This window comes from Achromobacter sp. 1011811831 (assembly GCF_059760905.1).
This window is the reverse complement of sequence record NZ_JCBANG010000188.1, coordinates 1-1,545: the sequence shown is the minus strand read 5'-3', so window position 1 is coordinate 1,545 and position 1,545 is coordinate 1. Positions and strand designations below refer to the sequence as shown.

At 69.8% G+C, this 1,545-nt stretch carries 3 protein-coding genes; 2 read left to right on the top strand and 1 reads right to left on the bottom strand.

Annotation, left to right across the window (positions count from 1 at the left end):
• The first annotated feature begins 43 nt into the window (after positions 1 to 43).
• Together AC6LJ9_RS30495 and AC6LJ9_RS30490 are read left to right on the top strand one after the other, a co-directional pair.
• Positions 44 to 550 carry a 2-thiouracil desulfurase family protein gene (locus tag AC6LJ9_RS30495; protein WP_498150436.1) on the top strand — a complete coding sequence of 169 codons (507 nt, stop codon included), beginning with the start codon at positions 44 to 46 and terminating at the stop codon, positions 548 to 550.
• Positions 551 to 552: 2 nt separating this feature from the next.
• On the top strand, positions 553 to 861 hold the full coding sequence (locus AC6LJ9_RS30490; protein WP_498150435.1) for a hypothetical protein: 309 nt from the start codon (positions 553 to 555) through the stop codon (positions 859 to 861).
• 22 nt (positions 862 to 883) lie between these two features.
• Here AC6LJ9_RS30490 and AC6LJ9_RS30485 read toward each other — a convergent pair whose 3' ends face one another.
• Positions 884 to 1,399 (bottom strand): hypothetical protein, encoded by a 516-nt coding sequence (locus AC6LJ9_RS30485; protein WP_498150434.1) that lies wholly within the window; start codon positions 1,397 to 1,399, stop codon positions 884 to 886.
• Positions 1,400 to 1,545: the final 146 nt, after the last annotated feature.

Sequence of the window (1,545 nt, the reverse complement as noted above, 5' to 3'; positions counted from 1 at the left end):
TGGGCTCGGAGATGTGTATAAGAGAAGGTTGCCGGTGCCTTTCATGCAATACGTCCTGGTCAGTTCCTGTCTGCTGGGCAACCCCGTGCGCTACGACGGCCGCGGGGTGCCCGTCGATCATCCCGTGCTGGCGCGCTGGCGCGCCGAGGGCCGCGTCGTGTCCGTCTGTCCCGAGGTCGCCGGCGGCATGCCCATTCCCCGGCCGCCCGCCGAGATCGAGCCGGGTGCCGACGCCGCCGCCGTGCTGGCCGGCCGCGCCCGCGTGGTCGCGGTCAACGGCGAGGACGTCACCGCGCCCTTCGTGCAGGGCGCCGGCACGGCGCTGGATGCCGCGCGACGCCAGGGCATCCGCATCGCCGTGCTCAAGCAGGGCAGTCCGTCCTGCGGCAGCGCCTACGTGTATGACGGCCGTTTCCAGGGACAGCGCCAGCCCGGCCAGGGCGTGACGGCGGCGCTGCTGCGCGACGCGGGCTTGCAGGTGTTCAGCGAGCAGCAATGGGACGAGGCGCAGGCCTGCCTGCTGGCGCTGGAAGACGCCGGGGAACCCTGACCATGGGCGAGCTGCTGGCGGCCGTGGGGATCGGGGCCTGCGCCTGGCTGGCGTGGCGCTTCCTGGCGACCACGGCGGGCCGCCGGCGCGGCGTGGCGGCGGCAGGGGCCGGGGCGTGCCTGCTGCTGTCGGCCTTCTGCTTCTGGCTTTGGTACGACCTGTACCTGATACGCGATTTCAACGAACTGGGCCGGGATTACGATCCGGTGGATCAGGTCGTCTATACGGACAGCGCCTTCGTGTGGATCGTGCCGGCGCTGCTGTTTCTGGCCGCCGGCGCGTGGCTGGCCTGGCGGGTCAGGCGGCGCTGAGGGCGGCCGCCCGGCCTGGAAGTCAGTTGGCGCGGTAGCCGCGGCTGTTCATGCAGGAATCCAGCGCGCGGTTGTAGGAGTCCACCATGACCTGCGTGGTCCATTGCGAGATGGTGGCCGGGTCGTAGCCGCTCTGGTTGATGGCCCAGCGCTGGCAATCGGTGGACGCGTTGGCCAGCGCCTTGTCGGCGGGACTCTGCTGTTGATACTGCACCGGCGCGTACTGTTGCGGCGCGGCCGCGTAGACCGGAGCGGGCGCTGCATAGACAGGCGCCGAATAGACCGGCGCGGCATAGACCGGAGGGCTGGTGTAGGCCACGCCGGGCGCGTAGACGCCGGCCTGCGCGTAGCTCGGTTCCGAGTTGGCCGCCAGGTACAGCCCGGCGGCGGCCAGCGCCACCGCGCCGCCTATCCACCAGCCGCTGGCGCTGCCGCCGCGATAGTGATCGTGATGGTGATACCTGCCGGCGAAGGCTGGCGAACTTGCCAGGGCCAGTGCCAGCGCCGCGCTGACCAATCGGCCTGAAAACCGCTTCATGATTCGTGCTCCCGAGTCGCCCAGGCCCGGCGATGCGCTGAGAACTGTGGCGATGACGCTACTTTACCGCCGCGGCGCGGAAATAGATGTGTCAATGGTTACCCGCATTTCAGCGGATTTCAGGACTTGGGCGGACGGTCCTTGCT